The sequence below is a fragment of the Micromonospora lupini str. Lupac 08 genome, assembly GCF_000297395.2.
GTDB classification, from domain to species: Bacteria; Actinomycetota; Actinomycetes; order Mycobacteriales; family Micromonosporaceae; genus Micromonospora; species Micromonospora lupini.
This window is the reverse complement of the sequence record NZ_HF570108.1, coordinates 2,213,231-2,238,708: the sequence shown is the minus strand read 5'-3', so window position 1 is coordinate 2,238,708 and position 25,478 is coordinate 2,213,231. Positions and strand designations below refer to the sequence as shown.

The following is a 25,478-nucleotide window of genomic DNA, read 5'->3' as shown; positions in this document are numbered from 1 at the left end:
GACCTGCGGAAAGACGACGTCGCGTCGGGTGGACGGAACCCGGTCGCCGGTGCTACACAAGCAGATACCGGCAGCCAACGACGGCGAGTCGTCCATCGCCTCGACCATCGACCGTCCACACGCCACCGGCGAACCTGATCGTGCGCGCGAGCTGGCACGACCTCGACCCGGTGGGGAGCCGGCGATCGTGGTCCGATCAAGGAGTCGCCGTGGGACATCTCCGCCCCCGGGCCAAGAACCAGCCGTTCGAGGTCGCCGCACTTGTCACGACGCCCATCTGTGGGTTCCTCCTGCTCGTGCTCGACGTCCGGTCACCGTCGGTCCAACTGTCCATGCCGGAACCCCTCCAGCTCGGCTGGGAGGTCGCCCTGATCGTGGTCGGCGTGGGCGGGCTGTCGGGCATCCTGTGGCCCGGTCGACTGTCCACCGGCCTCGGCATCGAGTTCGCGTCCGTCCTGGTGCTCGGCACCATCACCGGCATGTACGCGGTGGCGCTGGTGGCGGTGTCCGGCACACAGGGCCTCGTCGCGGCGTCGTTGATCAGCGCGATGCCACTGGGCGCCTTCTGGCGGGCCGCCCAGGTCGCCGCCGACCTGCGCTGTCTGGCGTACGACCACCAGTGCGCGACGCACCGACGGGTCGTGGGAGGTGTCACGTGATCTCGGCGCCGACACCCGAAGCGCCGCAGTGGGTCCAGGCGCTGCTCAGCCTGCTCGGCATCCTCGGCGGGACGACCGGCCTGGCCGCCATCGCCACTGTCGTGTCGCAGCGCGGCAAGTTCAAGGCCGACGCCGCCGACACGCTGACGGAGGCCGCACTGACACTCGTGCAGCCCTTGCAGACGCGGATCACCGAGCTGGAGGGCCAGGCGGTGACCTCGCGATCCGAGCTGGGGCTGCTGCGCGAGCAGGTCAACCAGTTGCAGTTCGTCGTCCGGGTGCTGACCCGCACGCTCGATCGGTGGCGTACCGCCGTGCACGCCCCCGACGCCACCCTGCGCAAGATCCGTTCGGTGGTCGCGGAGTCCGAGCGGCTGTCCGAGGACCGGTGACGGGCCCGGCCGGCGGCTCAACCGCCGTCCGGGGAGCGCAGCCGGCCGACGAGGTCACGGACGGCCGCCCGGAACGCGGGGTCGGACTCGCCCGGGTGGTGGCCGCGCACCGGTGGCGGTCGACGCTCCCCCGCTGACGGCAGCAGGCCGGCGGGGTCGCGCAGCCGCCGGTCGACGCGGCCGGCCGGATCGGTCGTCTCCGACGGCGGCTCACCGGGTCGGTGCGCCGCGAAGATCCAACCGCCGACCGGGTCGGTGTCCCGCCAGAGGTTGAGCCACCGCCACCCGACCCGCTCCCCGACCTCGCGCAGCACCTTCTCGTCGAGGTACGCCGGAAAGAGCCGGGCGTAGAGGCGGTCCAGCGGGGAGCCGTAGGTGAGCAGCGCGACCCGGCGGCGCACGCTCGGGGGCAGCCGCAGCACCGCGAGGGCCAGCAACGCCGAGCCGTGGCTGTGCCCGCACAGCAGCACCCCGGCGTGCCGCTCGGTCAGCTGGCCGATCCGGTCGGCCAACTCCGGCACCGCCCGGTCGGCGTAGCTCGGGGGCGCGAACGGGTGTGCGGCCCGGGGCCAGAAGGTGCCCAGGTCCCAGAGGATCCCGACGTACCGGCGGAACCACGCCCTCCGATAGGCGAACAGACCTCCCAACACCAACGCGAGGAGCACCGCGGCGAGGAGGTACGTACCCCCCGCGAGCCCCATCCCGACCGCACCGGCCGGCAGCCGGAGATAGTGCCGCGCCAGCTCGTCCGGCTCGCGCCCGAACTGCCCGAGCAGGCTCGTGGCCAGCCCGACCACCGCCAGAGACGCGTACGTGGCCGCCAGCAGGCCCACCCACTCGGTGAACCGCGCCCGGGCCACCGCCTTGGTGACCCGCCGCAACCGTCCGGTCGCCTCCGGCGGCGGCGCGGGAAAGTCGCGGGCGACGATCGCCTCCGCCGCCCCGCGACGGCGACGCCGGGACAGGAGGGTCATCGCCCCGCACAGCAGCACCGCCACGGCCACGTGCAGGAAGAAGGCCAGCAACGTCCAGCGGTACGGCAACGGCGGCCCTCCGTCGCCGCGGTAGCCACCGAGCAGCACCCCCGCCTGGTAGACCAGACCGGCGGAGAACGCGCCGGTCAGGCCAACCGCGATGGCCGCGATCAGCGCCGCGCCCAGCCCTCGGGGCAGCGCGGACCGGCCGCGGTGCCACAGCACCACGCCGCTGAGCACCACCAGCAGCACCATCTGGCCGAGCAGGGCGCCCCCGGTGATCCCGTCGTAGCCGGGGAGCCCGGCCGACGACTGCCAGCCGCGCTCGTCGCGCGCGACAGCCACGAGAGTCGCCACCGTCAGACCCGCCGCCAGAACGCCCGTCGCTCGGGCGGTCACCGTGGCGATGCGGGCGGTCGCTGCCCGGTCGATCAACCCCGGGGCGACGAGCAGGCCCACGCAGGCCACCAGGACCGCGGCGCTGAGCGTCAGCAGCACCGTCGTCCCGGGCGTCGCGCCGCCGCCGCGACGGGCCGTGAGGAGCAGAAGGTCGAGGACGGCGAGCGCGGCCGCGACGTGGATCGCCCGCAGCCGCACCACGAGCGGCTCCACCGCCCACAGGGGGTTGCCGGCCGGGCGGGGGCGGCGGGTGCCGAGCAGTCGCAGGACCCCGACGGCGACGATCGGCAGCAGCGCCGACATGGCCAGCCGCTGCCCGACGGGTCGGTCGTCGAGCCCGGCCAGGGTGTCGAAGGGCGCGCGGCAGGCGGCCGCGCCGAGACACCGCCAGGCGAGCAGGTCGAGGGCGACCCCGGCGATGGACACCACGTACACCACTGTGAGGTTGAGCGCGAGGAGCCGGCACAGGACGGTGACCCCGGCGGCGCCGCTGCCGGTGGGCCGCATCCACACCGCCGCGTTGCTGAGCATGAACGGCAGCAGGAGGACCATGGCGAGCGTCCGGCCCACAGTGCCCGAGGGCAGATCACCCCAGCGGTACGCCTCCAGCGTCACCCCGTCCGGGTCGGTGCTGTCCGGCCCGTCGCGGCGGTGGAAGCCTCCCCGGGCGTCGCCCGCGACCTGCCGTACCCGCTCCGCGCCCAGGATGACCGAGGGCCGCGCCCCCGACACGCCGTGCACCCGCAACTCCACCACGTCGTCGCAGCGCGGTTGGTCGCCGTGGCGCGGCGCTGCCTGCGGCATCGGGGCCGCTACGCGAGGAGGTCCGACGCCACGGTCCAGAGCCGCTCGGCATTGCCCGGATCGACCGCGTACGCCGCGACGCCTGTGTAGTCGGCGGGCCGCTCGGTGACCACCGGCGCCTCGGCGCAGTCCTCGAAGTAGCGACCGCCGACGCCGTCCAGCAGGGGGGACGCGGCGAGCAGCACCGAGGTGGCGGCGCCCTGCTGCGGTGTCTTCTGCCGCTCCTTGGGCGTACGCAGCCCGCCCGTGTGCTTCTGCAGGCCGGTGGCGATCGCGCCGGGGTTCAGCGCGTTGGCGTGGATGCCCTCGCCGGACCAGCGGCGGGTCGCCTCGACGGCAAGCAACGCCTCGGCGCTCTTGGACTGCCCGTACGCAAGCAGCGGGTCGTACGGCCGGAACGCGAAGTGCAGGTCGTCGAAGACCACAGGCGAGAAGAGGTTGCCGCTGGAGCTCACCGACACCACCCGGGCGCCACCGGCCGCGGCGAGCGCGTCGTGCAGGCCGACGGTAAGCGCGAAGTGCCCCATGAAGTTGGTGGCGAACTGCATCTCCCAGCCCTCGGCGGTGCGCTCCAGCTCGGGCAGCGCCATGATCCCGGCGTTGTTGACCAGGATGTGCAGCGGCTGGTCCCAGCCGGCGACGAATCGGCGTACCGAATCCTGGTCGGCCAGGTCCAGCTCGCGGGCCGTGACCCGGTCCGCGCCGATGCTGGCCGCGATGTCGGCGGCGGCCTGCTCACCCGCGCTGACCCGGCGTACCGCGAGCACCACCTCGGCACCGGCGGCGGCCAGCGCGCGGGCGGTCTCGACGCCGATGCCGGCGGCGCCTCCGGTGATGATGGCCCGCCTACCGCTGAGGTCGACTCCGGCGAGGACCTCGTCGGCGGTCGAGGCGAAACCGAATGGCGTCCTGATTCGCTCGGTCATCTGCAGCCCCTGTCTCGATCACGCTTCCTGTCAAACACTGTCACCCGGCAACCGCCCGTTATCCGGGTTCCTGGTTTTCCTGGTAGTGGCAGGACCAGGCTGGGCGGGCCGGGCGGGCCTCCTACGATGGGCGGGTGAGCACGGCCGGCCCGCTGGGCGAATTCCTGCGCGCCCGGCGCGACCTGATCGGTCCCCTCGACGTCGGGCTTCCCGCGCACGGCCGGCGGCGGGTGCCCGGCCTGCGGCGCGAGGAGCTGGCCCTGCTGGCCGGCATCAGCGCCGACTACTACCTGCGGCTGGAGCAGGGCCGCGACCGGCGCCCGTCCGCGCAGGTGCTCGACGCGCTGGCCCGGGCGTTGCTGCTCGACGTGGAGGCCGCGGCGCACCTGCGGCGCCTCGGCGGTCAGGCGCCCGCCGGCCGGCCGGTACGACGCCCGGAACGGGTACCGGTGGGCATCCGACAGCTTGTCGGTTCGTGGGCGCGGACGCCCGCCTTCGTGCACGGCCGGCACCTGGACGTGCTCTTCGCCAACCCGATGGCGACCGCGCTGACGCCGATCTACCGGGTCGGGGTGAATCTGCTGCGCGCGGTCTTCCTGGACCCGAGCGTGCCGGCGCTCTACCCGGCCGCGGAGGCGGTCGCGGCCAACGCGGTGGCCGGCCTGCGGGCCCAGGTCGGCGTCGAGGTGGACGATCCCCGACTCACCGCGCTGGTGGAGGAGTTGTCCGCCGGCAGCGAGCGGTTCCGGCGGTTGTGGGCCCGGCACGACGTCGCCGTCCGCGCGGGCGGTGGACTACGGGTGTTCCGGCATCCGGTCGTGGGCGAGCTGGAGCTGCGCTACGAGAAGCTCACGATCAACGGTACGAGTCAGTCCCTGGTCGTCTACCACGCCGAGCCGGACAGCCCGTCCGACCGTGCGCTCGCCCGGCTGGGCGCAGCCGTTTCAGCGCCAGACACGAGCCAGAAAAATTGAAGGAGCCGTTCCGGCCTATGGGGTGGCCGCCCGCTCGGCGACCACCACCGAGATGCCGTCGAGGACGCGTTGCAGGCCGAACTCGAAGGCGTACTCCGGGCCGTACGCCCCGCCGTGCTGCTGGCCGGCGGCGGTGCCGACCCGGGACGCGGTCGGGTAGCGGTCGGCCGTCAGGAACGTCTCCAGCCAGGGCGCGTGCGACTGCCACCACTGGCCGTCGGTCATGCCGGTCTCCCGCTCCAGGTCGACCACCTCGGACGCGGCGCGCGCGGAACTCTTCACGTGCCCGAGGACGAGGGTGAGCACCGCGTCCATCTCGACGTCGGTGAGCCCGATGTCGGCGACCGCGCCGAGTTCGTGGTCGTACTTGGCCACCAGGTGCGGGCCGAGCACCGGGCGGGTCGTCTCGGCGCGCAGCATCCACCTGTGGCGCTGGTAGAGCGCCAGGTTGTCGCGGGCGATCCGCTCCAGCCGCGCCCGCCAGTCCCCCTCGACGGCGGAACGCGGCATCTCGCCGTACGCGGTGTCGATCATGACGTCGACGAGTTCGGCCTTGCCCGGCACGTACGTGTAGACGGACATCGTGCCGACGCCCAACGCCTCACCGACCCGACGCATGGTCAACGCGTCGAGACCCTCGGCGTCGGCGATGTCGATCGCGGCCCGGACGATCCGGTCGACGCTGAGCCCCTGCCCGGCGCTGCGGCTGGTCGGTTCCCGGGTGCGCCAGAGGATGGCCAGGCTGCGGGCCGGATCCGCGGTCGCCTTGCGCTCACTCGCCATGGTGCGGCCATCCTAACAACGCGGTCGTACGCCGTACGTCACGCGCCGTACGGTGCCGGCGAGGGCCTGCTGACGGCCGCTCGCCGGCACTCACCCGGTCACGGCTTCAGCACGACCTTCTCGCAGCCGTCCTGCTTGTTCTTGAACAGGTCGAAGCCACGTGCCGCGTCCTGCAACGGCAGCGTGTGGGTGATCACGCGGGTGGGATCCAGCTCGCCGTTCTCGATGTGGCGCAGCAGCGGCGTCATGTACCGCTGGACGTGGCACTGACCCGTGCGCAGGGTCAGCGACCTGTTCATCCACGCGCCGGAGGGGAACTTGTCGAGGAAGCCGCCGTACACGCCGATGACCGACACGATGCCGCCGCTGCGGCAGGACAGGATCGCCTGCCGCAACGCGTGCGGCCGCTCGGTCTCCGACCGCACGGCCTGCTTCACCCGGTCGTACGCGTGCAGGTGCGCGCTGCCGTGGCTGGCCTCCATGCCGACCGCGTCGATGCACTTGTCCGGCCCGCGTCCGCCGGTCAGCTCCAACAGCCGGGAGCGGACGTCCACCTCCTCGAAGTTGATCGTGGTGTGGCCGGCCTCCTCCGCCATCCGCAGGCGGTACGGCTCCTTGTCGATGGCGATGACAGTGGCGGCGCCGAGCAGTCGGGCGCTGTCCATCGCGAACTGCCCGACCGGGCCGGCGCCCCACACGGCGACGACGTCGCTGGGCTGGATGTCGCACATCTCGGCGCCCATGTAGCCGGTCGGCAGGATGTCGGACAGGAACAGCACCTGCTCGTCGGTCAGGTCCGACTCGATCTTCAGCGGCCCGACGTCGGCGAACGGCACCCGCACGTACTCGGACTGGCCGCCGGCGAAGCCTCCGGTCAGGTGGGAGTAGCCGAAGATGCCGGCGACCGGATGACCGAACATCTTCTCCGCGATCCCGGCGTTGGGGTTGCTGTTCTCGCAGCACGACCACAGCTCCGCCGCACACGCCGCGCAGGCGCCGCAGGCGATCGGGAACGGCACCACGACCCGGTCGCCGACGCGCAGCCGGCCCGGGTCGACGCCGGCGCCGACCTCCACCACCTCGCCCATGAACTCGTGACCCAGCACGTCACCGTCCTGCATGGTCGGCACGTACCCGTCGACCAGATGCAGGTCCGACCCGCAGATCGCGGTCGAGGTGACCTTCACGATCGCGTCGCGCCGGTTGAGGATGCTCGGGTCCGGCACGTCGCGGACCTCGACCTTGTTGCGACCGGCCCAGGTGTTCGCCCTCATGCCGCCTCCCCCTTGGCGATCTCGTCGCTGGACAGCGGCTGCGCCGGCCGCTGCGGAAACTCCTTGCGGGCGCGCTTGCCCCACGGCGCACCGTCGGAGCGCACCACCTCGCCGGTCTCCAGGACCTGCTTGAGTCGGCGCAGGTCGTCGTCGAGCTGCTGGTGCGGCTCCTCGCCGAAGTACCGGGCCACGGCCTCGCCGAGCTTGCCGCCGGGGATGTCGTACACCAGCAGCACGTGCACCTCGGTGCTCACGCCGTCGGGCGCGGGCACGAACCACACCTTGCCGGTGTTCGGCACGTCGGCGTCGCCGGTGGACCGCCAGCCGATGCGCTCGTCGGGCACCTCGTCGGTGATCTCCGCGTCCCACTCGACGCTGCGGTCGAACGGCGCGCTCGCCGTCCAATGAGTCGTGCGGTCCCCGGTGCTGCGCACCTCCTGCAGATGAGCCATGAACGTCGGCAGGTTCTCCAGACGACGCCAGAAGGCGTACACGTCGGACACCGGCCGGCGGATGGTCGTGGTAGCCAGCAGATCCATGGGTTCCCTCCCCTCTCCGAGCCCCCTCGTACCCCGACAATCACGTCCTGCACATGACGTGGGCAGAAATCGGAAACGAGATGAGGCGTACGGAGATCAGAGCCCTTCGCGGTCGTCGGACAGCGCCGGCCCGGCGGCGGCCGGCACGAGGTGGCGTACCTCCGGGTCGCCGTCGGTCAGCTCCCGCGCCCGCGCCTCGGCCTCGCGGTCCTCCCCCGTCAACCGGCCGCCGTGCTGGCGCAGGTGCTCGTCCCAGGACGGCACCAGGTACACCTCGACGAACCGGTCCGTCGTCTCGGCCGGCCGGAACAGCCCCCAACGCATCGCGCCGGTGCGCTGCCGGGCGCCGCGCACCACGTCCATGGCCGCGAGGAACGGTCCCGTCCGCTCCGGCCGGACCGTGTACTGCACCGTCACCAGCACCGGCCCCACGCCCGGGTCCGGCTCGTGCGCCAGGTGCAGTTGCGGCCAGTAGGCCGACGGTTCGCGGTTCACCGACCGCAGGTCCGGCAGCGGCCAGATCCGGCTCGTCACGGTCCCGAGGAACATCAGCGCCGCCGCCGCGAGGTAGGCGAGGACCAGCCCGCCCATGTCGGCAACCAGACCCCACGCGAGGGCGCCGACGGCCTGCCCACCGGCGAAACACACCTGGTAGACGGCGAGCCCCCGGGCCCGTACCCAGCTCGGCAGGAAGAGCTGCATCTCGGCGTTGACGTTGGCCAGCACCGTCACCCAGGCCATCCCGGCCGGCAGCAGGGCGAGAAGCACCAGCGGCACCACCCGTACGGTGCCCAGCACCGCCAGCGCGACGGTGAACAGCGCACCCGCGATGAGCAGGAGCTGGTTGGCCGACAGCCGGGTCCGGATCACGGCCAGCAGCACACCGCCCGCGATGGCGCCCACCCCGAGGGCGGCCAGCAGCAGCCCGTACCCGCCGGAACCCAACCCGAGCCGCCGGGCCGCCACCAGCGGCAGCAGCGCCCACAACGCGCTGGCCGGGATCACGAAGACCAACGCGCGGCGCAGCAGCCGGCGCACGATCGGTGAGTGGCGTACGTAGCGGCTGCCGGCGCGCAGCGCGGCGGTGAACCGTTCGGGCACCTCGACGGCACGGGCGGTGGTCGGCCGCCAGCGCCACAGCGCGTACGCGAAGACGGCGAACGCGACCGCGTTGAGGCCGAAGACCGGGGCGACGCCGATCCGGGCGATCAGCACGCCGGCCACCGCGGGCCCCACCGCCCGGGCCACGTTCACGCTTATCGAGCCGAGCGCGGACGCCGACCGCAGTTGCTCCTGCGGCACCAGCTCCGGGATCACCGCCGCCCAGGCCGGCAGGGTGAGCGCCTGCCCGACCCCGAACGCGAAGGTGAGGGTGAGCAGCAGGGCCGGCGGCATCCGGTCGGTAAGGGTGAGCAGGGTCAACGCCACCGCGACCGCCACCAGGAACAGCTGCACCGCGATCAGCAGGTGCCGGCGGTCGAAGTTGTCGGCCAGCACCCCGGCGGGCAGCGCCAGCAGCAGCACCGGCAGCAGGCTGGCGGTCTGCACCAACGCGACGAGCGTGGAGGCGTTGGAGTGGTGGATCAGCAGCCACTGCGCCCCGACGGTCTGCATCCAGGTGCCGATGTTGGCGGCGAGCAGGGCCAGCCAGAGGTTGCGGTAGACGGCGCCGCGCAGCGGCGCCCACGCGGAGGCCGGACGGTCCCCCGGTCCGGCTGCCGCCGTCACCACCGCCCGTCCGCGCGCAGCACGCGCTCGCCGGAGACGTAGAGGTCGTCGGGTTGCAGCAGCAGCAGCCGGACGACCTCGGCGGCGACCTGCTCGGGCAGGGCGTACACCTCGTCGAGGAACTCGGCGCCGACGCGTTCCTGGAGGCGCGTCGGCATCGGCCCGGGATGCAGCTGCATCACCTTGACCCGGTTGCTGTGCTGGGCCTGGGCCAGCGACTCGACGAGACTGCTGCCGTAGCTCTTGGTCGCCCGGTAGATCGGGATGCCGGGCCGGGGGGCCGCCAGCGCCATCGCGCCGATGTACACCACGTTCCCGTAGCCCTGCCGGTGCAGCTGCTCCAGCGCCTCCCGCAGCAGGTACGTCGTACCCAGGACGTTGATGTCCACGGCCCGCCGGATGTGCTCCACGGACAGGTCCCCGAGGTCGCCGCCCGCCCACATCGACGCGCACGCCGCCACTCCGTCGACGGTGCCGTAGCGACCCACCACCTCGGCGAACGCGTCCCGGACCTGTTCGTAGGAGGAGACGTCGCAGACCGCGCCGCCGCACCCCAGCTCGTCGGTCGTCGCGGCGACCTCGGCCGGCTCGTTGCCGAACACCACCACCTGGTGCTCGTCGACAAGCAGTCGGGCCACCGCGAGACCCAGCCCGCTGGTACCGCCGACCACCACGAAGGTTCTGGCACCCATGTCTCTCCAGCCGCCGACGCCACCAGGTCACACGGATCGCGTGACGGCGCGTTCTTCCCGTTTCCGGACCCCGCACACCCGTTGGCGGGTAGTGCTGGGCATACCCCGAAAAGGGGATCTGGACGGCTGGGTCGGCTCCTCACCGGCGATTAGCGTCTGCGGCATGACCTCGGAACACCCTTCGCACCTGGCCGCGTCGCTGCGTCGCCGCGGCTGGCTGATCTCCGCCTGGCCGTGGCGGGCGCTGGCCTACCTGGTCAGCACCGTGCCGATCGCCGGCGTGCTCGCCGTCGGGCTGCTCGTCATCGGCGCGCCCCTGCTGCCCGTCGTCAGCACGCTCCGGCGGCAGGGCCGACCGCCGAGCATCGCGCTGATGCTGTTCCTGATCACCGGCAGCATCATCCTGGTGGTGTTGGCCCCGCTCCTGAGCGTCGTGGTGGGCGCCGTCGAGCGGTGGCGGGTCCGGCTCGTCGACAACCGTCCGCTGCCCTCGTCGCCGTGGCCGGGCCTGGCCGCCCGCTACCGCAGCGCCGCGACCTGGCGGGAGGTCGCGTACCTGTTCTGGCTGGGCGGTTTCGTGCCTGTCGCGTACTGGGTGTTCCTGGTGCTGGTGCTGCTCGACGTCGGGATGGTCACCAGCCCCTGGCTGGCCGGGGACAACGAACCGGTCGTGATCTGGCAGCCGATCGACAGCACCGGCGAAGCCGTCCCGTACGCGATCGTCGGAGTGCTGCTCCTCCCGGTGCTCTGCTACGGGGTGGGGCTGCTCGCCGCCGGTCAGGCCGCCGTGGCCCGGTGGGCGCTGACCTCGCCTGTCGACGCGGCCGCGCTGCGCGAGGTCGCCCGCTCCCGTACCCGGCTGGTCGGCGCGTACGAGGCGGAACGGCGCCGCATCGAACGGGACCTGCACGACGGGGCGCAGCCCAGGCTGACCAGCCTCACCCTCCAGCTCGGCCTGGCCCGGCTGGACGTGCCGGAGGACTCCCCCGCCGCCCGGCCCCTCGCCGTGGCGCACGACCAGGCGCGCGGGCTGATGGTGATGTTGCGGCAGTTGGTGCACGGCATCCGGCCGCAGAGCCTCACCGACCTCGGTCTCGCCGGCGCGGTACGCGAGCTGGCCGACGCCGCTCCCGTCGCGGTGACCGTGCACGCCGACGTCGACGGCGCGCTGCCGGAGATCGTCGAGACCACCGCGTACTTCGTGGTGTCCGAGGCGTTGAGCAACGTGGCCCGGCATTCCGGGGCGACAGGCGCCGGGGTGCGCCTGTCCCGGGTCGGCGGCGACCTCGTGGTCGAGGTGTCCGACGACGGGCACGGCGGCGCGGACCCGGCCCGGGGAACCGGCCTGACCGGTCTCGCCGACCGGGTCGCCGCCGCCGAGGGACGGCTGTTGCTGTCCAGCCCGCCCGGCGGGCCTACCCTGGTCCGGGTGGAGCTGCCATGTCGCAGGTGACCCGGGTGGTGCTCGCCGAGGACGAGGTACTGCTGCGCGAGGGCCTGGTCGCGCTGCTGACCCGCTTCGACTTCACGGTGTGCGCCGCCGTCGGCTCCGCGCCGGAACTGCTGGAGGCGGCCCGCACACACCAGCCCGATCTGGTGCTTACCGACATCCGGATGCCACCCGGTCGGCGCGACGACGGGCTGCGGGCGGCCGTCGCGCTGCGCGCCGAGCGGCCCGGCCTGCCGGTGGTGGTGCTCAGCCAGTTCGTGCAGACGGGGTACGCCGCGGCGCTGCTGGACAGCGGCGACGGCCAGCGGGTCGGCTACCTGCTCAAGGACCGGGTGGCCGAGGTGACCGAGTTCGTCGACACACTGCGGCGGGTCACCGACGGGGGTACCGCCATCGACCCGGACGTGGTGCGGCAACTGCTGCACCGCCCCCGCGACCCGCTCGCCGCGCTCTCCGCCCGGGAACGGGAGGTGCTGGCGCTGCTTGCCGAGGGCCGCTCCAACGCCTCGATCGCCGCCCGTCTGCACGTCACCGAGGCCGCCGTCGGCAAGCACGTCGGCAACATCCTGCTGAAGCTCGACCTACCACCCAGCGACGACACCAACCGCCGGGTGCTCGCCGTGCTCACCTATCTACGCGCCGACCCGGTGGGCTGACCAGCGCCGGGCCCGGATCGGGCCCGGCGGCGCGCGGCGTAGATTCGAGCACCGGCACCGCCGCCGGTCCAGGGCGCGGGCCAGGAGATGGGAGTACGGCATGGCGGAGGCGCTGCGGGTTGGTCTGCTGGGGTACGGGCTGGCGGGTCGGGTGTTCCACGCGCCGCTGATCGCCGCGACACCCGGTCTGCGGCTGGACGCCATCGTCACCCGCGATCCGCAGCGACGCGAGCAGGCGCACCAGCACTTCCCGGACGCCCGCCTGGTCGACGACGCCGACGAGCTGTGGCGTACCCCGGAAGCTCTGGACCTGGTGGTGGTCGCCACGCCGAACCGGCAGCACGTGCCGATGGCGCGGGCGGCCCTCGCGGCCGGCCTGCCGGTCGTCGTCGACAAGCCCCTGGCCCCCACCGCCGCCGACGCCCGGGCGCTGGTCGAGGAGGCCGACCGCCTCCGAGTGCCGCTGACGGTGTTCCAGAACCGCCGCTGGGACGGCGACTTCCTGACCGCCCGTGGGCTCGTGGAGCGGGGCGAGCTGGGGCGGGTGCTGCGCTTCGAGTCCCGCTTCGAGCGGTTCCGCCCCGCGATCAAGCCGGGCTGGCGGGAGCTTGCCGGGCCGGAGGAGGCCGGTGGGGCTCTGTTCGACCTGGGCGCGCACCTCATCGACCAGGCCGTGCAGCTCTTCGGCACTGTCGAGCGGGTCTACGCCGAGGTCGACCGCCGCCGCGCGGGCGCCGAGGTCGACGACGACGCGTTCGTGGCGTTGACGCACGCCAACGGCGTGCACTCGCACCTGTGGATGGGTGCGATCACCGCTCAGCTCGGGCCGCGGCTGCGGGTGCTGGGCGACCGGGCCGGCTACACGACCTACGGGCTGGACGTGCAGGAGGCGGCGCTGCACGACGGCGGCCGGCCGGACCAGCCCGGCTGGGGCGAGGTGCCGCCGGAGCGGTACGGCCTGCTCGGCGTCGACGGCGACCTGCGGCCGGTGCCGACCGTGCCCGGGTCGTACCAGAGCTTCTACGCCCAGGTGGCGGCGGCGCTGCGCGACGGCACGCCGCTGCCGGTGGACCCGCGCGACTCGGTCGCCACGGTCGAGCTGATCGAGCTGGCGCACCGGTCGGCGGCCGAGGGCGTGGTGCTGCCGGTCCCGACCGCCTGACCCGGGGATGCGGGAGTTCCGGCGGCGTGGCCTGGCCTGCCCGGTGTGCGGCGACTGGACGTCGCGTTCGACTACGGCGCGTTCCCGGTCTCGACGTGGGGGAATGCTTTCCGCTCGCGGTGGGCGTTCCAGCCGCGAGGCCGTGGGCATGGTGAGCCCGGAGACGCTCGGCCTCTCGGCCGAGCTGGCCGCCGGGCTGCGGGCGTGGTCGGACTGGAAGGACCAACACAGCGAGTACGGCGGTGGCCGGGTCGCCACCGACGAGCAGCACCGGGCGCGGAGCGAGCAGGGGCGGACGCTTAGTCGACAACTGGCCGAGGAGACCGCTGCTGAGGGTCCCGTCCGTTGCGCGACGCCGACTGGGGCGCGAGGGAGAGTTGGCGGGCTAGATCTTGGACACTTTCCGTTCCTGACTAACGGAAAGTGTCCAAGATCTGCCACCGATTGAGTTGTTACCGCAAGCGCGATGTCGTGGAACGCAGCTTTGACCGCCTCCGATGACCCAAGGACTCGCGTCAAGCAGTGGCCTGCGCAGAGCTGACGAACCAGGAATTCGTCGTGAGATCGATGGGCTCATCAACCCAGGGCTGCACGATGGAGGCAAGCTGCGCTGTCATGGGCCACGAGTTCACGACCCACTCGCCGGGCGCCACGTCGACATGCGTGCGCAGCGGCTCGACGACGTCTGGGGGCAGTTCCCATGAACGTTCGAGGACATCGTCCACACCGAACTTCTCCACCATGTTGACCACAACCACGGCGAGACTCTAGCCAAGATGCCGTGCCCGCACCGGTCTGCGATCGGCAGGACAGGCCCGGGCCGCCGGATTCATGTGGTGCCCGAAAACCGGTGGAGCCCCGCCGCCGGCGCCGCTAGCGTCCTGCCTCAACCTGTCGTCTAGGCGAGGACGTGCCGTTGTACACCCTGTGAGACCTCCCGAGCGCTGATTCGCGCGTCGCGCCTGTGCGCCGCGCTCCTTTTTGCTGCGGACTTCTCACTGAAACCGGTGTACCTCTGTGCTCATCAACTGGGCCGTCGTGCCCACCTGCCTGCCCATAATCCGCCGCCGTTGCCATGCGTGCGCGTCCGCACGCTTCCGGCCGAGCGGCAGATTCCGCCTCAACGCCAACCACAAGCTCATCGACATCTGGCTCCTCGCGCTCTGCACCGGATGCGGAGACACGGTCAAGCTCGAGGTCCTGGAGCGGACGACCGTGCGCTCCATCCCCGCTGAGCTGCTCGACCGGCTGCACGACAACGACAGTCGCCTGATCGCCGAGCTGCTTCAGGATCCGATCGTGCAGCGTCGCAATCGATTCGTCCTGGACTGGGACGACGCCTGGCGTCTCGACACCAACGGATCCGCGCACCTGGACCGCGACATCGTCGAGGTCGCGGTCCGCTTCGCGGCGCGCATCCCCGTCCGGCCCGCACGACTGATCGCCGCGGGTTTCGGCCTTTCGCGGGCCGAGGTCGACAGGATGAGTGAGGAGGGGATGCTCGTCTCGACAGTCCGCCTGACCGGCAAGCTGTCCGGCGACTTCACCTTCACGCTCAAGCACTGAGCTTCCTCGGGACCACGGGCCTGTCCGGCGTTGTCTCGCCGGGCAGGCCCGTGGTCCCGCGTCCGGCCGATCGTGGTACCCGATCGGCTCGGCCGTGTGGGTAAGGTGCTCGCCATGATCGAGGACCCGGCATGCCGTTGACGAATCCGTGGCTGGCCGGTCCCACGCCTGCGGGGCGGCTCGATCGCGAGCGGCTTGAAGAGCGCATTCTCAACCTGCTGTCGTCGCAGAACATGTGCGTGCTCGCGACCACGGGTCCGGACGGACCGATTGCCACGCCGGTGCGGTACTACTCGCTCGACTTCTCGGTGCTGTTCACGGTCGCGCCCCGTTCGCCGAAGATGCGCAACATCGCTGCCGACCCACGGGTGTCCGTCGGGATCTTCGCACCGCTGGTCGGGCTGGCCAGCAGCCGCGGGGCTCAGGTGTTCGGCGCCGCCCGGGTGCTCGACCCGGGGCATCCGGACCGCGCGCACTACTGGGAGGCGTTCCGCTGGGAGAACGAGCACGCCGAGCGGGGGCGACCGCTGTCCGAGCCGCCCGAGGACACCCTGGTGGTCGTTGAGGCCGAGCGGATCGTCTACACGGAGCACTGGCTGCGTCGTGAGGGGTTGGCACCCCGCCAGTTCTGGCGTCGCTGAGGGACGACAGGACCTGCCTAGTCGGTGTCCAGCTCCGAAGGGGCGTCGTCCGGCGTCCGGGCGTCGTCGTCGGTCATTGCGTCGTCCGACGGGGTGGCGAGGGCGGCGAGCCGGCGCTCGGCCTCCCGGACCTCCTCGTCGAGCCTGGGGTTCTCCTCGTCGGGAGCCTGGGACATGGGCGACCTCCATCGGGCGCGGACCAACCCCGCGTACCCGGCCTGCCGCGGGGAACACGGGGATGCGCGGACCAGCCCTTGATCAGGTGATGGGAAATAGGCCCAGGAGTCCTCTCCGACCTACTTTTCGTCACGTGATCAAGCCGGACCCAACTCCTCGGCTACCGGGCACGGTGGTTGCCGCCAGCCCTCTGGGCGGGGCTGACCGTGATCTCGCGAAAGGTGCCGGCCATGCCGATCGACGAGCCCGCGGCGTTCGCGGCTGACGTCGCCTCGGTCATGCTGCGAAGGAGGTGACCTACGAGTGAACAGTCGCCGGGCGGCGGGAGGACCGCCGCCTGAGTGGAAGTCGGACACCGGGCGGGCCGGGGCGCACCGGGCGGGGAGCCCAGGAGCGTTGCCGGCCCGGCCCGGTGCCGGATCAGCGCTGCTTCAGCTCGCGCCAGGATGGGTGGGTGCCGCGCCAGGCGTCGGCGAGGATGGCCGCCGAGGCCCGGCTTGGGCACTGCTGCACCCGCTCACGACCCGACGCCCCACCGATCTGGGCGCGGACCTCCCAACCCTGCCCGTCAGTACGGATGTACACGTCCCGGCGCCCGCGCGGGGTCGTGTCACCGTTCCACCAGTGTTCCTCCACCTTCATTCGCCGACCGTAACGCAATTTTCGTGCTGGGGGTACGGCGCAGGTGAGCATGAACCGCCGTGATAGCCGTAATTCAGACACACTTCCACCTGTGCGGGCGACGGGGAGGAACCGCATCGGCGATTCCTCCCCGTCCTGAGCGATGAATCAGGCCGGTGTCACATGCCGCTGAGGACGCCCGCCAGGGTGTTGGCCAACTTGTCCTGCCCGGACGGGCTGGGGTGCGGCGACCCTCCCTCCGCGGTGACCTGAATGTCACCCGGAGTGATCGGCGGCGGGAAGGCCACCCGGACGGCCGGGTCGAACGGGACGCCGAGCTGAATGGCCCAGTTGAGATCGCTGATCACACCTCGTACGGTGCCCACCCACAACGGGTCGATCAGTGGTTGCAGCGTCGACACGGGCGCCGAGGGCAGGTAGGACTGCAATCCGGTCGGCAGCAGCGACTTGAGCTTGGCCCAGCCGTACTGGCCGACGTCGAGGTTCGCCGGGGTGATGTCGTAGTACAGCATCCACACCACCTTGTCGGCACCGGCGCCCAGCAGCGAGTTGACGATGGTGGTGGCGTCGGCGGTGATGCCTGCGTACTGGGCCGGGCCGTCATAGCGCGGCACCCCGATGTTGATGTAGTAGTCCTCGCCGACCGGCAGGTCGAGCCAGAAGTTGCAACCACCGCCGTTGGTGACGATGCCCTGTTTGCCGCCCACGGCCGCCCATTCGAAGCGGAACACGCCGTACGGATCCAGGGCCTCGGCCGCGAATTCCAGGCCCCGGCACATGCCGAGCCGGGTCAGCACGGTGGTCCAGTTGGTGTTGTTCACTCCGCCGGTGGTGGCGTGGTACGCGTTGTGCCCGCCCGCCTTGGCCTTGGCGATGCGCGCGGTGGCGAGGCCGAGCGGGCTGGCCACCCGACCCCAGCCGTTGCCGCACGCGTCGGGGCCGGCGCGACCGAAGATGATGTCGCCGGTGCCGTACCCGGTGCGCGCGTAGTTGTCGTAGTCGACGATGCTGCCGTCCATGTCGAAGTAGCGCCGGCCGTAGCTGTAGACGCCGTTGTTGCCGGGCATGCCGCGGTTGTCGGACGAGGTCATCGGGCAGCCGGGGCCCACGCCGAAGCCGAACTGGTGGTGCGAGGAGCTGATCGAGTCCCCGGTCAGGGTCAGGACCGTGTCGTCTTCGACGGTCTGCACCTCGCGGCAGCGGATGCGGTCCTTGTTCGCGTCCACCAGGGTGGGGTTGCCGTTGACCTGCGGGCAGCCGGTCGGCGGCGGGGGTGGCGGCGGAGGCGTCCCGGTGGGCCCGGTCGGCGGGTCGGTCGGGTCGGTCGGGTCGTCGGTGGGCGACGACGAGCCGCTGGGCGAGGCACTGCCCGAGGGCGACGAGCTGCCCGAGGGGGACGCGCTGCCCGACGGCGAGGAGCTACCGGAGGGCGACGAGCTGCCCGACGGGGAGGAGCTGCCCGACGGCGACGCGCTGCCCGAGGGCGACGCGCTGCCCGACGGGGACGCGCTGCCCGACGGCGATGAGCTGCCAGAGGGGGATGCGCTCCCCGACGGCGAGGAGCTACCCGACGGGGACGCACTGCCCGACGGGGACGCGCTCCCGGAGGGGGACGCGCTGCCCGAGGGGCAGGGCGAGCCGGTGGGCGACGCCGACGCGGAGGGCGAACCGCTTGGCGAAGCCGTCGAGGTGGGTGCGGTCGCGGTTGCGGCGGGGGCCCGCTGCGCGACCGGCTCGGCCGTCACCGGCGGCCGGGTCTGGCGGGTCGGCGTCGCCGACGTCGAGGCCGACGGCGAACCCGTCGGGTCCGGGCAGTCGGCGGCGGCAACCGCCTTCTGGGTACGGATCTGCGCGAGCCGCGCCTCGACCTCCACCGGAAGTTTCCCGCCCGGCTTGACGCACGGATCGAGCAGCCAGGTCGTGCCCTCCAGCTCGCGGGTGCAGGGCGGCGCGTCGTACGACACCGCCGCCGGCGCGGCGCTCACCGGGGTGGTCGAGGCGCCACCGGCTGCCGGGGCGACGACCGCGGTGACCATTGCCACCGCCACCGCCATCCCGGCGGCGAACAGAACATTGTGGACGTGAAACGACCTGGTGGGTCGCCGTCCTGGCGGTCCGCTTGGATCCAGTTGGCTCATGCCGTCCTCCAGGGACTGAGTGCACCGGTAGGTGTGTTACCGCACGGTAGGGAGGTGTGCGGTAACCCGGTAGATCAGTCGCCCTTACCTACTGTCGAGGCTGGATCGCTCGCGGTGACCTGTCCCCCGTACGTCCGGCCGTTCCTGCCCGAGCACCACGGCGAGTTCCCGGCGGTTGCGGACGCCCAGCTTGGTGAAGACGCGGGCCAGGTTGTTGTTGACGGTGTTGACCGACAGTCCCAGCCGGTCAGCGATGCTGCGGCTGGACAGGGCCACCGCGAGCAGCGCGACGTCCCGCTCGCGGCGGGTAAGCGTCGCCTGCTCCGCGCCCGGAGCGGTCGCGGCCAGCAGTGGTGTGCGTACGCCCTGGCAGGCCTGGGCCAGCGTCGCGGCCCGCTGCGCCACCGCCAGGCGAGGTCGACCACGGCGGGCGTACGCCCGGGCGGCGGCGCCCAGCGCCTCGGCGGCGAGCAGGGTGTGGCCACGGGCGACGAGGTCGTCCACGGCCGCCTCCAGGGTCGACCCGTCGTCACGGAGCAGACCGTCGGCCGCGCTGGCGAGGGTCGACGCGAACCCGCCGAGCAGGTCGGCGAGGGCGGTAAGCCGTTCCCGCACCGGCTCCGGAGCGCCCAGCCGCGCGCACTCGTAGAGCGCCACCGCCTCGATGGTGGGCTGCTCGCTGCCCCGAGCCAGGTCGGCGGCGTGCCGGGCAGTACGGATCGCGGCGGTGAGATCTCCCTCGGCCACCTGCACCCAGGCGCGGTTCAGCTCCACCCAGGGGTGGAAGATCCGGTTCGCGGTCCGCTCCCGCGCGTCCGCCGCGGCCAGCCAGCGGCGGGCGCCGGGCAGGTCACCGGCCAGCGCCCGGACGCCGGCCAGCTCGGCCCAGTACGTCCGCACCAGGTGGTACTGGTCGTTCTCCTCGACCAGGGCGACGGCCTCGCGCAGGTTGGCCTCGGCGCCGTCGAGCCGCCCCTGCGACTTGGCGATGATCCCCCGGAACCCGGCCCACACGGCGACCATCCCCCGCGCGTCGCTTGCCACCGCCGCGCGGTAGCCCTCGTCGGCCAGCTCGACGGCTCCGGCCAGCTCGCCGGCGGCGTACCGGGCGTAGCAGAGCCCCAGCCCGACCTGCGCCTCGTTCCACGGCAGGTGCTCCGGCTCGGCGGCGAGCACCGCCCGGCCGCGCTGGGCCAGCTCCGCGGCGAGGTCGAGCCGGCCGAGCATCCCGGCCGCCGAGGCGGCGCCCATGGTCGCCCAACTGGCTGCGCGTACGCCGGTGTCGGCCCGGGCCAGCACGGCCTGGCCCACCGCGAGCGCCGCCTCGCACCGGCCGTCGTAGAACAGCACCCACGACCGGGTGGCCTCGGTCAGGTCGTGTCCGGGCGAGCCCGACGGCACCATCCGCAATGTCTCGTGCGCCTCGTCGATCCGGTCCAGGCCCCAGTAGAGCAGCCCGGCCCGGGTGATCGCCCAGATGGCGAGGCGTTTGCTGCCCGGCGGTGGCGCCGGTGGCAGCATGTCGAACGCCTCCTGGCTGCGCGCCTGGTACTGCAGCACCCGGGCCAGCAGCCACTGCGCCTCCCAGCCCTGCCCGGCGTCGTACGCCGTGCGGGCCAGCCGCTCGGCCAGGTCGATGTCGAACCGGTCGATTGCCTGCCGCGCGGCGGCCAGGGCGATGCCCGGATGCCGGACGCTGCCCGAGCGTAGTTGCCACACACCGGCGACGAGCGCGTCGTCGCGGCGGCGCAGCGGCATGCTCGCCAACACGTCGGCGAGCTGCCCGAACACGGTGCGGGACCGGCTGGCGGGCATGCTGGCGCGCAGCGCCTCGCCGTAGAGCGGATGGGCCATGCGCAGCGCCGTACGCGCGCCGGAGCGCTCGGCGACCACCATGCCGCTGCGCTCGGCGGCCTCGATGGCGGCCGGGTCGACGAACCGTTCCAGCAGGGCGAGGGAGAGCGGTTCACCGCAGGCGACCACCTCCAGCACCTGACGGGCGGCCGGTTCCAGGGCTCGCTGCCGGGCGCTGACCAGCTCGGCCAGGCGAGGGCTGCCCGACGCGGTGCCGCGCCAGCGCCAGACGCCCCGCGACTCCCGCAACCCGCCGGTGTCCAGCGCGTCGGCCAGCAGCTCCCGCAGCAGCAGCGGGTTGCCGTCGGCGAGCTGGCGCAGGCGGCGGCGGCTGAGCGCGTCGAGCGGGCCCGGCGCCGCCTCGTCGAGCAGGTGGTCCACGGCGGTGGCGGGCAGGGGACGCACCTCCAGCCGCCGGCCGGAGCCGGTCCACAGCGAGGTGAGGGCGTCGGAGAGTGGTTCGCCCGCGCGGACCGTCGCCACCGCCACCGCCAGCCCGTGCACGGCGAGTTGGTGCAGCAGCCCGGCCGAGGGGTCGTCGAGCAGGTGCGCGTCGTCAATGCCGATCATGACCGGGCGGCCGGCGCTGCGGCGGGCGAAGTCGCGCTCGACGGTGACGACCAGGCTCATCGGGTCGGCGCGCGGCCGACTGGGCGCGGGGATGAGGTGGGAGACCGCGCCGAACGGGATGGAGCGGGCCGCGCCGGTCGCGGAGACCCAGTGACACTCCACGCCGTCCTCGGCGGCCCGCGCCAGCGCCTCGCGCAGCAGCCGCGTCTTGCCCACCCCGGCGTCGCCGACAAGCACCAGGCCGGGGGCCCGCGCCGACACGACGTCCTCGATGGTCTTCAGCTCGTCGTCGCGGCCGACGAGTGTCCATTCGCCACGTCCCGACATGCCGACCCTCACCTCGCCCTCGGGGCAGCCCTGCCGTCCACCCTATGGGCAGTCCCGACACTTCCGCTCGACGGCGGTCGATGGCTGGCCCGGGCTACCGGGCTGCGGCGTTCACCCCGCGGTGGTGAGCAGGTAGTCGTCGGCCTCGGGGCTCCATCGCAGGTCGAGTACGCCGGCGGTGGCGGCGGCCTTGCAGAACTGGAGGAAGCTGCGGTAGCCGAGCTTCTTCTCGCTGAAGTCGGGACGGGCCCGGCGCACCTGGTTCTTCAGCCCGGACAACGCCACCGGGTTGCCGCTGCTGCCCAGGTCCGCGACGACGCCCCGGAGCAGGCCGAACGCCACCTCCCGGTCGCCGTGCTCGGGCAGGGACACCTCGGGGTCGCCCTTCGCGGGCCCCTCGGCCAGCTCGATCACGTTGCGCTCACCGAGGTGGCGCAGCAACTCGCCGAAGGTGCGGAAGCCGTAGTCGGACTCGCTGAACGTCGGGTCCTTGCGCAAGAGGGTGCGCTTGAGCCGGGAGGCGGTGACCTCACCGTTGGCGCTGCCCTGCAACCCGGCCACCGTCTGGGCGACCTGCACGGCGAGCGCGTCGACGTCGCGGCCGGGCTCCTCCCCCGCCGGCCGGCGGTCCACCTCCGGCTCGGGCTCGGGCTCGTGCTCCCGCTCCGGCTCGGGCGGGCGCTGGTCCGGGCCGGCCTGGCGGGCGGTGGGACGAGCGCGCCGACCGCGCGGCGGCGGGATGTCCACGCCCTCCAGCCGGTCGTAGTAGAGGAACTCGTCGCACGCCGGGGGCAGCAGCGCCGAGGTGGACCCCTCGACGCCGACACCGATGACCCGCTTGTTCAGCTCGCGGAGCTTGTGGACCAGAGGGGTGAAGTCGCTGTCGCCGCTGCAGATGACGAAGGTGGAGATGTAGTCGCGCTCGAACGCCAGCTCGATGGCGTCCACTGCCATCTTGATGTCGGCGGCGTTCTTGCGGGACGCGCCCATGCGCTGGGGGATCTCGATGAGCTCGACGTGGGACCGGGTGAGCATCCGGCGGTCCTCGTCGAAGTACGACCAGTCGGCGTACGCCCGGCGCACCACGACCCGCCCCCGCTCGGCCAGCGCGTCGGCGATCGGCCGGAAGTCGAAGGCCGCGCCGCCACGGTGGTCGCGGGCTCCCAACGCCAGGTTCTCGTAGTCGAGGAAAAGGGCGATCCGGTCTTCTTGATCCACGCGGCCCAGCGTACGCCGGGCGTGGGCCGTCGGGGCGCAGGCGACGCGCGACACCTCAACTCGTCGATCGTCCATTTCTTGCGGCCTGCTAGTCGACTCTTTTCAATATTCAATTGTCGTCTTGCAGTGCACTGTTCGGTGCTGCATCATGACGATCAATGTCGGGCGTCCGGGGGAACGCCGGGCGGACCTCCACCACCATCCACCCAGGAGGATCACCGATGTTTCGCAGCATTCTGCCGCCACGGGGACGCCCGGGCCGGCCGGCCACAGCGGCGCTCGCGCTCGCGACCGGCCTCGCCGTGCTGGCCGCCGCGCCCGCCGTCGCCGTCGCCGGCCCGTCCGTGTCCGACGCCGCGCGGCCGGTGGTCACCCGCGCCGCCCTCGACCCGGCGCTTGTCGCCGGGCGCGGCGCCGACGTCGACTTCCTCGAACAGGAGGCCGAGAACGCCCGGACCACCGGCGAGGTCATCGGCCCCGACCGGACCGCCTACACGCTGCCCGCCGAGGCGTCCGGCCGCCGGGCCGTCCGGCTCACCCCCGGCGAGTACGTCGAATTCGTCCTGCCCAGCGCGGCCAACGGGATCACCGTGCGGTACAGCATCCCGGACGCGCCCACCGGCGGCGGGATCACCGCGCCGCTGCGGGTGGCCGTCAACGGCAAGCACCTCCGCACCATGACGCTCACCTCGCAGTACTCGTGGCTCTACAACCAGTACCCGTTCACCAACGACCCGCAGGCCGGGCTGCTGCACCCGGACTGGTGGATCACCGAGTGCCAGTGCGTGCCGTCGGCCACCACTCCGTCCCCGAGCATCGACAAGCCGTTCCGGCCCACCCACTTCTACGACGAGCAGCGGCTGCTGCTCGGGCGCACCTACCGGGCCGGCGACAAGATCCGGCTCACCGCGCCGGCCGGCAGCGCCGCCGCGTGGACGGTCATCGACCTGCTCGACTCCGAACTGGTCGCACCGCCGCGCGTGCGGCTGCTCGCGGCGAACGTGCTGGCGTTCGGCGCCGACCCCACCGGCCGGCGGGACTCGGCCGACGCCCTGGACCGGGCCATCGCCTTCGCTCGGCGTACCCATCTGAAGGTCTACGTGCCGCCGGGCACCTACCAGGTCAACAGGCACATCATCGTCGACGACGTGACCATCGAGGGCGCCGGCAACTGGTACACGACCTTCAAGGGCCGCGAGGTCGCCCTGCCGACACCCGCGCCGGACGGCTCGGTGCACACGGGCGTCGGCTTCTACGGCCGCGACGCCGCCGACGGTGGCAGCCGTAACGTGCACCTCTCCGGCTTCGCCATCGAGGGCGACGTGCGGGAGCGCATCGACACCGACCAGGTCAACGCGGTCGGCGGGGCGATGACCGACTCCACCATCGACGGGCTGCACCTGCGGCACACCAAGGCGGGCCTGTGGTTCGACGGGCCGATGCGCAACGTCCGGGTCACCAACACCATGGTCGTCGACCAGATCGCGGACGCGCTCAACTTCCACACCGGCGTGACCGACTCCCTCGTGGCGCACACCTTCGTCCGCAACACCGGTGACGACGGCCTGGCGATGTGGTCGGAGAAGACCGCCGACGCGCGCAACACGTTCGACCACAACACCGTGCAGTCGCCGACCCTGGCCAACGGCATCGCCATCTACGGCGGCACCGACACCACCGTCTCGCACAACCTCGTCGCCGACCCGGTCCGCGAGGGCAGCGGTCTGCACGCCGGCGCCCGCTTCGGCGCGGAGCCGTTCGCCGGGCACCTGCGGTTCACCAACAACACCACCGCCCGCGCCGGCACGTACGAGCTGAACTGGAACATCGGGCTCGGCGCCATCTGGATGTTCGCGCTGGACCGCAGCATCGACGCGTTCGTCGAGGTGACCGGCGACGCGTACCTGGACAGCACCTACAACGCGATCATGCTGGTCAGCGACTGGCCGGTGAAGGACCTCTACTCGATCACCAACGTACGCTTCCGCGACGTCCGGGTCGACGGCACCGGCACCTCGGTGCTCAGCGCCCGCTCCGCCGGGTCGGCCTCGTTCGCAAACGTGGACGCCCGCAACGTGGGAGCGGTAGGCGTCAACAACTGCGGATCGTTCCACTTCACCCCGGCCGGGTCCGAGTTCACGGTGACCGACCTGGGCGGCAACGACGGTGGCTGGCTCGCCCCGTGGCTGCTGCCCAACACCATCACCTGCGACGACCGACCGCCGGTGGCACCGCCACCGCCTCCGGCCCAGTGGTGAACGCGGTGGGCGGCCCGGACGATCGGGCCGCCCACCGTCGTCAGAGCCTCCGGGCGTACGCCAGCGGCAGGGGCGTCGGCTGCCCGTCCCAGGCGCCGCTCAGGATCGCGCCCCGGGCCCCGGCCGCCCCGGCGTCCGGCCGGCGGACCACGACCAGTTCCACCGCGTCGGTGACGATGACCGTGTCGACCTCGTCGACGACCTCCCGGACGGCACCGATCGCCGGCACGGCCCCGCCGTCGCCGCTGACGTCGATCGTCATCGTCGGCGGTCGCACCTCGCGCCGGCCGTCGACCTCGAAGTACTGCTCGGCCTGACCAGGGCCGGCCAGGATGGCGTGGGTCAGCGCCGTCGCGTACACCGGGTCGGCGCAGGCGTCGTACACCCAGCGGCGGCCGAGTGCCGAGTGTTCGGTCGTGCCGATCAGCCACTCGTCGGCGTCGGCGAGGGGCGCGGCGCGGTAGGTGAGCGGCACCTGGTGGACCGGCCCGTCGGCGGCGGTGACCAGGATGGTCTCGATGCCGACCTCGCCGGTCGGGTCGTCGAAGCGGTACGCGCCCCGGCTCACCACCTCGACGTCGGCCGGCCCCTGCCACCAGGGTCGGCCGGGCAGCCAGGTCGTCAGCAGTTCGAGCTTGGTGGGGCGCAGCGTCGCCCGGTGCAGCAGTGCCATGC

The 25,478-nt window shown here is 72.6% G+C and carries 24 protein-coding genes; 10 read left to right on the top strand and 14 right to left on the bottom strand.

Features of this window, described 5'->3' with window-relative positions:
* The first annotated feature begins 209 nt into the window (after positions 1-209).
* Together MILUP08_RS11470 and MILUP08_RS11465 are read left to right on the top strand one after the other, a co-directional pair.
* The gene (locus MILUP08_RS11470; protein WP_007457725.1) at positions 210-659 is read left to right on the top strand and encodes a hypothetical protein; all 450 of its coding nucleotides are present in this window, start codon (positions 210-212) and stop codon (positions 657-659) included.
* Positions 656-1,051 (top strand): hypothetical protein, encoded by a 396-nt coding sequence (locus tag MILUP08_RS11465; protein ID WP_007457723.1) that lies wholly within the window; start codon positions 656-658, stop codon positions 1,049-1,051. The genes MILUP08_RS11470 and MILUP08_RS11465 overlap by 4 nt, the downstream gene beginning before the upstream one ends.
* Positions 1,052-1,068: 17 nt before the next feature.
* On the opposite strand, the gene MILUP08_RS11460 is transcribed toward MILUP08_RS11465, so the two are convergent.
* Both MILUP08_RS11460 and MILUP08_RS11455 read right to left on the bottom strand, forming a co-directional pair.
* Positions 1,069-3,228 carry a hypothetical protein gene (locus tag MILUP08_RS11460; protein WP_007457721.1) on the bottom strand — a complete coding sequence of 720 codons (2,160 nt, stop codon included), beginning with the start codon at positions 3,226-3,228 and terminating at the stop codon, positions 1,069-1,071.
* 8 nt (positions 3,229-3,236) lie between these two features.
* Positions 3,237-4,154 (bottom strand): SDR family NAD(P)-dependent oxidoreductase, encoded by a 918-nt coding sequence (locus tag MILUP08_RS11455; RefSeq protein ID WP_007457719.1) that lies wholly within the window; start codon positions 4,152-4,154, stop codon positions 3,237-3,239.
* Positions 4,155-4,288: 134 nt separating this feature from the next.
* Between MILUP08_RS11455 and MILUP08_RS11450 the strand changes: the two genes are divergently transcribed.
* Positions 4,289-5,128, top strand: a complete 840-nt coding sequence (locus tag MILUP08_RS11450; RefSeq protein WP_007457717.1) for a helix-turn-helix domain-containing protein — start codon at positions 4,289-4,291, stop codon at positions 5,126-5,128.
* Positions 5,129-5,143: 15 nt separating this feature from the next.
* On the opposite strand, the gene MILUP08_RS11445 is transcribed toward MILUP08_RS11450, so the two are convergent.
* From MILUP08_RS11445 to MILUP08_RS33740, 5 genes are all read right to left on the bottom strand, one after another.
* Entirely contained in the window at positions 5,144-5,911 is a 768-nt protein-coding gene (locus MILUP08_RS11445) for a TetR/AcrR family transcriptional regulator (RefSeq protein WP_007457716.1), read from the bottom strand.
* 98 nt (positions 5,912-6,009) lie between these two features.
* Positions 6,010-7,185, bottom strand: a complete 1,176-nt coding sequence (locus tag MILUP08_RS11440) for a zinc-dependent alcohol dehydrogenase (protein WP_007457714.1) — start codon at positions 7,183-7,185, stop codon at positions 6,010-6,012.
* Positions 7,182-7,724 carry an SRPBCC family protein gene (locus MILUP08_RS11435; RefSeq protein WP_007457712.1) on the bottom strand — a complete coding sequence of 181 codons (543 nt, stop codon included), beginning with the start codon at positions 7,722-7,724 and terminating at the stop codon, positions 7,182-7,184. Before MILUP08_RS11435 ends, MILUP08_RS11440 begins: the two co-directional genes overlap by 4 nt.
* Before the next feature lie 96 nt (positions 7,725-7,820).
* On the bottom strand, positions 7,821-9,455 hold the full coding sequence (locus tag MILUP08_RS11430) for an MFS transporter (protein WP_007457709.1): 1,635 nt from the start codon (positions 9,453-9,455) through the stop codon (positions 7,821-7,823).
* A complete protein-coding gene (locus MILUP08_RS33740) occupies positions 9,449-10,144 on the bottom strand; it encodes an SDR family NAD(P)-dependent oxidoreductase (protein ID WP_007457707.1) in 696 nt (231 codons plus the stop codon). The genes MILUP08_RS11430 and MILUP08_RS33740 overlap by 7 nt, the downstream gene beginning before the upstream one ends.
* A gap of 163 nt (positions 10,145-10,307) precedes the next feature.
* Here MILUP08_RS33740 and MILUP08_RS11420 point away from each other — a divergent pair, with 163 nt between their 5' ends.
* The 3 genes from MILUP08_RS11420 to MILUP08_RS11410 all read left to right on the top strand — a co-directional run bounded on the left by MILUP08_RS11420 (position 10,308) and on the right by MILUP08_RS11410 (position 13,412).
* Positions 10,308-11,597 carry a sensor histidine kinase gene (locus MILUP08_RS11420; protein WP_039905818.1) on the top strand — a complete coding sequence of 430 codons (1,290 nt, stop codon included), beginning with the start codon at positions 10,308-10,310 and terminating at the stop codon, positions 11,595-11,597.
* On the top strand, positions 11,585-12,250 hold the full coding sequence (locus MILUP08_RS11415; protein WP_007457703.1) for a response regulator transcription factor: 666 nt from the start codon (positions 11,585-11,587) through the stop codon (positions 12,248-12,250). Before MILUP08_RS11420 ends, MILUP08_RS11415 begins: the two co-directional genes overlap by 13 nt.
* Positions 12,251-12,350: 100 nt before the next feature.
* Positions 12,351-13,412, top strand: a complete 1,062-nt coding sequence (locus MILUP08_RS11410) for a Gfo/Idh/MocA family oxidoreductase (protein WP_007457702.1) — start codon at positions 12,351-12,353, stop codon at positions 13,410-13,412.
* Between the two features lie 515 nt (positions 13,413-13,927).
* Here MILUP08_RS11410 and MILUP08_RS11405 read toward each other — a convergent pair.
* Positions 13,928-14,170 carry a hypothetical protein gene (locus MILUP08_RS11405; RefSeq protein WP_007457698.1) on the bottom strand — a complete coding sequence of 81 codons (243 nt, stop codon included), beginning with the start codon at positions 14,168-14,170 and terminating at the stop codon, positions 13,928-13,930.
* A 280-nt stretch (positions 14,171-14,450) separates the two neighbouring features.
* Here MILUP08_RS11405 and MILUP08_RS11400 point away from each other — a divergent pair, with 280 nt between their 5' ends.
* Positions 14,451-14,978, top strand: coding sequence for a DUF1062 domain-containing protein (locus MILUP08_RS11400; protein WP_237747055.1), 528 nt, complete (start codon positions 14,451-14,453; stop codon positions 14,976-14,978).
* A 131-nt stretch (positions 14,979-15,109) separates the two neighbouring features.
* Entirely contained in the window at positions 15,110-15,619 is a 510-nt protein-coding gene (locus tag MILUP08_RS11395; RefSeq protein WP_007457694.1) for a pyridoxamine 5'-phosphate oxidase family protein, read from the top strand.
* 17 nt (positions 15,620-15,636) lie between these two features.
* Here MILUP08_RS11395 and MILUP08_RS35835 read toward each other — a convergent pair whose 3' ends face one another.
* The 3 genes from MILUP08_RS35835 to MILUP08_RS11380 form a co-directional block, all read right to left on the bottom strand.
* Positions 15,637-15,795, bottom strand: coding sequence for a hypothetical protein (locus MILUP08_RS35835; RefSeq protein WP_007457693.1), 159 nt, complete (start codon positions 15,793-15,795; stop codon positions 15,637-15,639).
* A gap of 421 nt (positions 15,796-16,216) precedes the next feature.
* Positions 16,217-16,438 (bottom strand): hypothetical protein, encoded by a 222-nt coding sequence (locus MILUP08_RS11385; RefSeq protein ID WP_030335934.1) that lies wholly within the window; start codon positions 16,436-16,438, stop codon positions 16,217-16,219.
* A 158-nt stretch (positions 16,439-16,596) separates the two neighbouring features.
* Positions 16,597-17,664, bottom strand: a complete 1,068-nt coding sequence (locus MILUP08_RS11380; RefSeq protein WP_007457691.1) for a hypothetical protein — start codon at positions 17,662-17,664, stop codon at positions 16,597-16,599.
* Between the two features lie 4 nt (positions 17,665-17,668).
* Between MILUP08_RS11380 and MILUP08_RS33735 the strand changes: the two genes are divergently transcribed.
* Positions 17,669-18,523, top strand: coding sequence for an ICP22 family protein (locus tag MILUP08_RS33735; protein WP_051065695.1), 855 nt, complete (start codon positions 17,669-17,671; stop codon positions 18,521-18,523).
* Positions 18,524-18,660: 137 nt separating this feature from the next.
* Here the strand turns inward: MILUP08_RS33735 and MILUP08_RS11370 are convergent, their stop codons facing one another.
* The gene (locus MILUP08_RS11370) at positions 18,661-21,327 is read right to left on the bottom strand and encodes an AAA family ATPase (RefSeq protein WP_007457690.1); all 2,667 of its coding nucleotides are present in this window, start codon (positions 21,325-21,327) and stop codon (positions 18,661-18,663) included.
* Positions 21,328-21,438: 111 nt separating this feature from the next.
* Complete coding sequence (locus tag MILUP08_RS11365; RefSeq protein WP_039907735.1) at positions 21,439-22,545, bottom strand: PIN domain-containing protein; 1,107 nt, start codon at positions 22,543-22,545, stop codon at positions 21,439-21,441.
* A gap of 221 nt (positions 22,546-22,766) precedes the next feature.
* On the opposite strand from MILUP08_RS11365, the gene MILUP08_RS11360 reads away from it, so the two are divergent.
* Positions 22,767-24,803 carry a glycosyl hydrolase family 28-related protein gene (locus tag MILUP08_RS11360; RefSeq protein WP_007457688.1) on the top strand — a complete coding sequence of 679 codons (2,037 nt, stop codon included), beginning with the start codon at positions 22,767-22,769 and terminating at the stop codon, positions 24,801-24,803.
* 40 nt (positions 24,804-24,843) lie between these two features.
* Here MILUP08_RS11360 and MILUP08_RS11355 read toward each other — a convergent pair whose 3' ends face one another.
* Positions 24,844-25,476 (bottom strand): CG0192-related protein, encoded by a 633-nt coding sequence (locus MILUP08_RS11355; protein ID WP_007457686.1) that lies wholly within the window; start codon positions 25,474-25,476, stop codon positions 24,844-24,846.
* Between the last annotated feature and the right edge of the window lie 2 nt (positions 25,477-25,478).